Genomic DNA, 6847 nt, shown 5'->3' with positions numbered 1-6847 from the left:
TGATTATGCAATCAAGACATTAGACAATATCCCACAATCAGACAATAAGACAGATTTTCTAAGAGAAGTTGCAAGAAAGAGGGAGGGTAAATGATTAATCTCTCTTCACTTAGGTATTTAAACTTTTTAGATCTCTTTGAAAAAAGAGCCTGTTTTTTCTATGAAAATCAACCTTTATGTTTTCCTTGTGTAGCAATGCTTAAAAGTGATTTTTCATTGAATGAAAAAAAGGTTGTCAATATTGTAATGAAATCTTTTTTGAATAATGAGTTTTGTGGATTAGTAGTGTGTTTTTATAAAAGTCCCAAAAAATGGAATTTTGTTGTGAAGTCCCATTCATTTTTTCCTATTGTTATTTTGAATCTCAAATCAAAAAACCCATTTTTGCACCTTTGTGAAGCTTTAGTTTCTATTTCTTTAGGTCAGAGTTTAATTATTGGAGATGCATTTCTTAAGGGTTTTGCTTTAGAAATGTGCTGTTTTATTGAAAATATTGGTCATTTACTTTACTTGCGCATTAGCTCTTTTATCCATAACTCTATTGTTCTTTCTCAAGAACATAAAAATATTGATCATTTGAATTATGTGGGTAAAGAGATTGCTTTTTGTATTCTCCGATCCTACAAAGAACAAAATATTGATATGTTGACTGCAAAATATCTTTTAGAAATTGATAATCCAAAAGATTTTTATGAATTTTTTAATTTTTACTATATCGCTCTTAAGGAATATTAATGATGATTAAAATGACATATTTACCATATCTATTTTGGTTTTGTAGAAATATTGAAATAAAGATTTGTCAAAATCCGCAATGCTTACAAATAGAGCAAAAAGAATATTTATTTCGTCCTTTTAACCCAACACTTTTCATTGCTTTCAAATACACAATACCTTTTGTGTTTATTGTGATGGTTTTTAACGCAAATGATATAGAGTTATCTGTTGTGAAATTTTTGGAATTTGGATTTGCATTAAGCTTTGTAGCTACTTTATCCTTTCTTGATGGCTTATTAAGAATTTTTGCTTTTATTTTAACAATGCTCTTGGCTTTATTTTGTAGTGTTTATTTTATTGATATTAATTTTATTCCTTTCGCATTGAAATATAGTGTTTTAACGACTTTAATCATTGCTTTTGTGTTTGATTTAAATATTAGTGTTTTTGAAATTTACACTGAAAATGGAGTTAAGGGTCATTTTTTTACAAAGAGAGGAGCTTTATTATGAATAAATATATATTTTTATGTCCATTGTTTATTTATCTTGCTTGTGCTGAATCATCAGCACCATTTAGTCCACAGAATTTTAGAACACCGAGTGAACAAGAAATTGCTACAAATAAAGGAGTAAATGATTTGAAAGTGAATGAATATTATTTAAATATTGATACAACAGCGATTCCTGGCGTGATTAATAAACATCGAGCGAATAAGGAAGCGTTTGATGAGTTTTCAGAAAAGGAAATTAATTATAAGCCTGTAATACGTCCTATTGCTTCAATGGATAATATTTCTTTGCACCCCTATTTTACTTTTTCGCTTTTGCTACCAAGCGGATCTGTTATTTCGCATGTGGATTCTAGTTCTGAAATGGCGGTTATGAAATTTGAGAGTAATACTCTTTTGATACGTCCTAAAAGCGATTTTCATATCGCTAATTTTACAATTTTATACAAACTCAAAGATGAAAATAAGATTTTGAATGTTTTGGCAACACGTTATGAAAAAGAACCTACAAAAGACAAACTCAATTTAATTTACTCCTATAAAAATATTAAAAAGAGAGATGATGTAGAGACATTAGCCATTTATGCTTTGGAAATGGGTAGTTTTCCGAAAGATAAATACAGTTATGTGTATATTGATGGTGTGGTTTATAGAATTGTTGAGGATTCAAAGAATGGGACAATCGGTGTTGGGGAGAAACGTTACCGCATTGATAATAATACAGTATTTAAGTAGTAAAAAGGAGAAAAAATGAAGCTGAAAGTAATGGATTTTCAAGGAAAACAGCCCCCAAAAAATAAAAATATTTTTATTATTGTAGGTGCTTTGTGTATTTTTTTGTGTGTTATATTATTATTTATTTTTGTGGGAGATGATGAATCTTCCCAAGAGCTAATTCCAGATCCGTTGGTTCAAAAAGAAGAAAGTCAACCAAGTATGCTTGATAATCCTTTTGATGAAACAAAAATAGCCCAAATGTCAAGTCAGCAAAATATAACACAAGTTGATCAAAATAAAACCATGCAAGAGTCTCAAGAAATGAATATAACCAGCGATATTTTAACTCAATCTACTTTGCAGGAATCATCAATTGATTTAAATGCGTTTGAAAGCAAGGAAGTCAAAAAACAAAAACCGGAAAATATGATTACTTATCTCAAGAATATCCAATCAAATATTTCTTTACATGGAAATTCTTTTAGATATGAAAATATCTACTACTACGCAAATGATAAGTTTGAAGGTTGGTGGAAGATTGAAAAAATTACCCCCCTTTTTATTCGGTTTAAAGACGCAAATTATTCATACAATTTACGTTTTGTAGGAGAGGAATAATGAAATTTATTTTATATTTTTTTATGTTTATTTGCCCAATATTTGCTCTTGTTTCAACGAGTTATGCCCCTAAAGATATTGCTTTTCAACAGGGTTTTGAGGCAGGGTTAAAGGCTTTAGAGTTTCAATTAAAAAATGAAGGAGCAACACCTAGAGAAATTGTATTTGAAAAACCTTTTTTGATTGCTCTCAACATTGCTAAGATGAGTATGGTTGATGTTTTATATTTGCAAAATATTTCACAAGCAGAGGGTTATCAAACACTACTTACACATGATTATCTCTTTTTCGGAGAGTTTGACAGAGAGGCAGATGCAAAAAATTTCAGTGATCGTATCAATAGAAATTTTGAAATACGCACAGTAGTTAGAAAAAACAATAAAGACAAATATGCAACTTATCCATATTTGTTTGACAAAGCGTTTGATGAATGGATTAAGGAGGTTGAGTTAATGGGCTATGCTCTTAAAACAGAAACAATTTATGTAAGGCGAACATTAGAAAAACCTCAAAAAGTTGTGCAAAGAAAACAAATTGCCTCAATTCCAAAAATACATTTGATTAACCCTAAAGCAATGGCATACATTAAGGAAGAATCTAAAAATCCAAGTAAAGATATTTTATCTGAAGAACTTAAAGAATATGTCTTATTGGACACAAAGAACGATGGTTGGCTTTTTGAAAAGAAAGTCGTTACTTTGGAAGGAGAGGTTTTTATGAAGGTTAAAAATGAAAATCTTTATTTTGCTATTGATGATGTCATTATTATTCAATAGGAGTTGCAATGAAAGTCTTTTTTTTAAGTTGTGCGATGGCATTGATATTAAGTGCCTGTTCATCAAAAACACAAACAAATCCTCTTCCGAATGAAAAAAAATATTTTGTTCCAAAGAATATGCAAATGATTTTAAAAAATGAAGTTAATTTGACTGCTATTGAAAATTTTGACTTAGCGGCCGAAGAGATTCTAATGCGAAGAAACAAAGGAGCATATGAAAAAACAATTTGGCAAATTGGCCTTGATAGGGGGCATTATGAATAAAATTATTTTTTGTTTTTTGATGATGGGGAGTTTTTGTTTTGGTTGTCTTTGTATACCACAAATTAAGATGGCATATGAGAAAGTGGAGAATCATATCAAAAATTATGTAGGTGGGCAATCAGAAAATATTGAACAAAAACTGATTCCAGAAATAGAAAAGAGCATTCAGGATTTACAACAACAAAACTTAATTTTAAGGCAATCAGTCATGATTGAATCACAAAATATTCTTAAGCAAAAAGAGATTCTATTTGAGATGCACAAAAAGAATCAAATGCTATATTGAGGGGATATAATGAAAAGTGGATTATTCTTTTTTATTGCTTTGAGTGTATCTGTTTTAGCAATAAATAATAAAGAGTCAGAAAATATTATTAATTCTGCTAGTTACGGAGACAAAGTGATTTCAGAATCTCCTTTGGGTGAAGAATTACAAAAAAAGAAAATTAATAATTTCAATGATGCAGTCTTGCTGAATTGGTATTTGCATTTTGCATCTTTAAATGATCGAGGTGGCGATTATACGGCAACTCAAAAAAAATTGTTACATCTTAAACAAATTGAAGAAACAAATTCAACTACACAAACTTCGAATAAAAAAGAATTGGTGAGCGTGAAAGGTTTTTGTTTGATTCAAGAAAATATTGCTATTGGCAAACAGCCAGCAGCTTTAAGGAGTGAATGTGAAACCAACATTGGTTCGATTACAATGTTTGGAGATTTAGTCAATGTGAATGAAAAGGCTTCACTTATCGTTGACCCCAAATATATTGAACGAAAAGGTTATCGCTTTAAGGTTGAATCTGCAGTTGTAACTAATGAGTCTAAAACGAGTTACAACATTGCAACATTCGTTAATGATAGAAAAATTGCAGAAATTGGGTATTCAAGCTTGGGTGTTTCTGCTGACGAGCTTAAAGCAACAACTAACGAGTATTTAAGGGTATTAGAGGAAAGCAAAAGAAAACAGAATGTGGAATATGTTGAAGTGGGTAGTGAAGGAGGCGATAAATATATTTATCCTATTCAAACTCAAAATACAGAAAAACCAGACCCACTTGATTATCTTTTGAAAGCAGGGATTAACATAGGTGCTTCTTCAATCAAAACAACAGCAGATATCTTCAAAAAAGATTTGCCATATCTGTATGAAGTTGCAGGAAAAACAAAAATTTGGATTGACCTACAGGTTGAAAAACAGGGTATTTTAGTTAAATAAGGAGAGAGAATGAAAGCTTTGGCGGTATTATTTTGTTTTGTTGGAATTTGTTTTGCAAATAATGCAGAAGAGTTTTTTTACAAAAGAGGCTATGAGCTTGGGTATAATTCAGGCTTTGACAGGGGTGTTGAAGCAGGGCTTGCAGCGGCTAAAGAAGCTCTGAAAAAATATAAAAGTGAAATTGATAGTTATGAAGTAGGAAAATATTTAATTGCTTCCAGAAAACTTACTTATCCACAGGTTTGGCAGGAACTTGATGAGAACGGAGGGATAACACTTAGAGTCATACCTTCAAGGATTGAATCAAATTTGGATATTGATGATTTGCTTACACGTTATACAGATATTCCAACAAGGCCTAAAACAGAAGAATCCATATTAACTCTTTCCTTAGAGGAGCAAAATTCAGTTAATCTCTCTAACCGAGACTCAAACAATAATGATTTGCCAGAGATTGTGAGCGAACGTATTAAAAATATTACAAAACTTTCTTTGGAAAAAACGAGCGATCATTTAGAAATCCTCAAGCAATCCAACTTTATTTATTCAGATGAAGGCGATTCCTATGTTGTTCTTTTTTTTAGTGAACAGGAAAAAAATGATTTTTGCAAGAATTTTTTGATTTGTGATAAAGGGCAAAAATGAAGCAAGAATCTTTAAATTTTAAATGTGAGCAATTTTTTGGCAAGAATTGGAAATACATTTTCTTTGGCATTATTCTTGGTTGCTTTGTCATTGCATTGGAAATACACTCTATTTCTAATCGTATGGAGAGCCTAGAGCAAATCGTTTTAGACAATAATGGCAAAGTTGTCTTCGCAACAAGCGATGGTAGGGCAATTAAGGTAACAAAAACACCTCTAAAAGCAGAATATCTAAAGCAATTTGCTATTTCCACTTATGTCAATAATTTTATCTATTCAAGAGCACAGCTTACAAATGATTTTAGTAAACCAAATTTTACAAAATACAGTGATATTTTAGAAAATGCACCTAATTTAGCTTTGATATTTAGAGAGTATATCAATAAAGAGGATAAACAAGCGATTGGAGATTTAATTGCTTATTTGCAATGGTTAATGAGTGCTATCGCACAAGATAAACTTCCTGAATACATCGCAATTAAAGATTCTAGCGTAAATGCGTATGAATACAGTGCAAACCATTTCAAAATTAGCTTGGAAATTAAAGTGATTGCACAAAGTTTTATTATAGCAAAAAATGAATATGTGAACCAGAATGGAGTGATTAAAATTGTGAGTGAAGGTAGTTTTGATTTAACAAAAAGCTCTGATGCTAATCCTTATGGCTTAAGAATCAAAAGATTTTCTATTGTTGTGCCAACAAAGGATAATCAATGAAACTCATTAATAATCTTTTTCGTTCACTTGGTTTAAATACATACAATAGAGTAACACCTATTCAAAAAGTAGAAAAAGTGGGTGATAAAATCAAGTTCAGAGAAGATATTCACATCTTTGCAGAAGATGGACGATACTTTGCATTAGCCTTTAATTATTTAAGGGAAACAGATAAAATATTAGCACTTTACAATAGTAAAGATGATAGCATTAAATTTTTTATTGATTCAACACGAATCAAAGTGAATCTTACCAACATAAAGGAGGAAGAAAATGCAAGTTTTAAACATGTCATTGAGCGAATTAGAGGAGTGGTCAGAAAGGAGATTACAAGAATCCAGGAGAGAGAGGCAGGAAGCAGAGCGGGAAGCAGATCAAGCAGAGCGAGAAGCAGAGGAAGCGAGGATATACAGGCAGGAGGCAGAGCGGAGAGCAGATCAAGCAGAGCGGAAGTTAGAGGCATATATCTTGAAAGTGTTGAGGGAGAGCAACAACGAGGAGTCGCTGAAGATTGCGCAAGAACTGGAGCAATCGAGAATATACAGGGATCAAGCAGAGCGAGAAGCAGATCAAGCAGAGCGGGACTTAGAGGCATATATCTTAGAAATCTTGGAGAAGAGGAAGCAGGCAAACTCATAGAAGAAGCAGACAATTATGCTAAA

The 6847-nt window shown here is 31.5% G+C and carries 11 protein-coding genes; all 11 read left to right on the top strand.

The features are described 5' to 3' along the window. Positions 1–90 precede the first annotated feature (90 nt). Entirely contained in the window at positions 91–735 is a 645-nt protein-coding gene (locus CCZ01_RS09450) for a hypothetical protein (protein WP_112052972.1), read from the top strand. Further along, the gene (locus CCZ01_RS09445; protein WP_112052971.1) at positions 735–1229 is read left to right on the top strand and encodes a hypothetical protein; all 495 of its coding nucleotides are present in this window, start codon (positions 735–737) and stop codon (positions 1227–1229) included. Before CCZ01_RS09450 ends, CCZ01_RS09445 begins: the two co-directional genes overlap by 1 nt. Next, the gene (locus CCZ01_RS09440; protein ID WP_112052970.1) at positions 1226–1963 is read left to right on the top strand and encodes a hypothetical protein; all 738 of its coding nucleotides are present in this window, start codon (positions 1226–1228) and stop codon (positions 1961–1963) included. Before CCZ01_RS09445 ends, CCZ01_RS09440 begins: the two co-directional genes overlap by 4 nt. 15 nt (positions 1964–1978) lie before the next feature. After that, on the top strand, positions 1979–2563 hold the full coding sequence (locus tag CCZ01_RS09435) for a hypothetical protein (protein WP_112052969.1): 585 nt from the start codon (positions 1979–1981) through the stop codon (positions 2561–2563). Continuing rightward, positions 2563–3339: a hypothetical protein gene (locus CCZ01_RS09430; protein ID WP_112052968.1), complete on the top strand. Its 777-nt coding sequence runs from the start codon at positions 2563–2565 to the stop codon at positions 3337–3339. Before CCZ01_RS09435 ends, CCZ01_RS09430 begins: the two co-directional genes overlap by 1 nt. An 8-nt stretch (positions 3340–3347) precedes the next feature. After that, on the top strand, positions 3348–3605 hold the full coding sequence (locus CCZ01_RS09425; protein WP_112052967.1) for a hypothetical protein: 258 nt from the start codon (positions 3348–3350) through the stop codon (positions 3603–3605). Further along, the gene (locus CCZ01_RS09420) at positions 3598–3891 is read left to right on the top strand and encodes a hypothetical protein (protein WP_112052966.1); all 294 of its coding nucleotides are present in this window, start codon (positions 3598–3600) and stop codon (positions 3889–3891) included. The genes CCZ01_RS09425 and CCZ01_RS09420 overlap by 8 nt, the downstream gene beginning before the upstream one ends. 9 nt (positions 3892–3900) lie before the next feature. Continuing rightward, on the top strand, positions 3901–4824 hold the full coding sequence (locus CCZ01_RS09415) for a hypothetical protein (RefSeq protein WP_112052965.1): 924 nt from the start codon (positions 3901–3903) through the stop codon (positions 4822–4824). A gap of 9 nt (positions 4825–4833) precedes the next feature. After that, positions 4834–5469: a hypothetical protein gene (locus CCZ01_RS09410; protein WP_112052964.1), complete on the top strand. Its 636-nt coding sequence runs from the start codon at positions 4834–4836 to the stop codon at positions 5467–5469. Further along, positions 5466–6185: a hypothetical protein gene (locus CCZ01_RS09405; protein ID WP_112052963.1), complete on the top strand. Its 720-nt coding sequence runs from the start codon at positions 5466–5468 to the stop codon at positions 6183–6185. The genes CCZ01_RS09410 and CCZ01_RS09405 overlap by 4 nt, the downstream gene beginning before the upstream one ends. Continuing rightward, on the top strand, positions 6182–6847 hold a 666-nt coding region (locus tag CCZ01_RS09400), incomplete at its 3' end, for a hypothetical protein (RefSeq protein WP_146745247.1). The genes CCZ01_RS09405 and CCZ01_RS09400, both read left to right, overlap by 4 nt.

Origin of the sequence: Helicobacter monodelphidis, assembly GCF_003288845.1 — a bacterium.
In the GTDB taxonomy this organism is placed as follows: domain Bacteria; phylum Campylobacterota; class Campylobacteria; order Campylobacterales; family Helicobacteraceae; genus NHYN01.
This window is presented reverse-complemented; position numbering and strand designations above follow the sequence as displayed.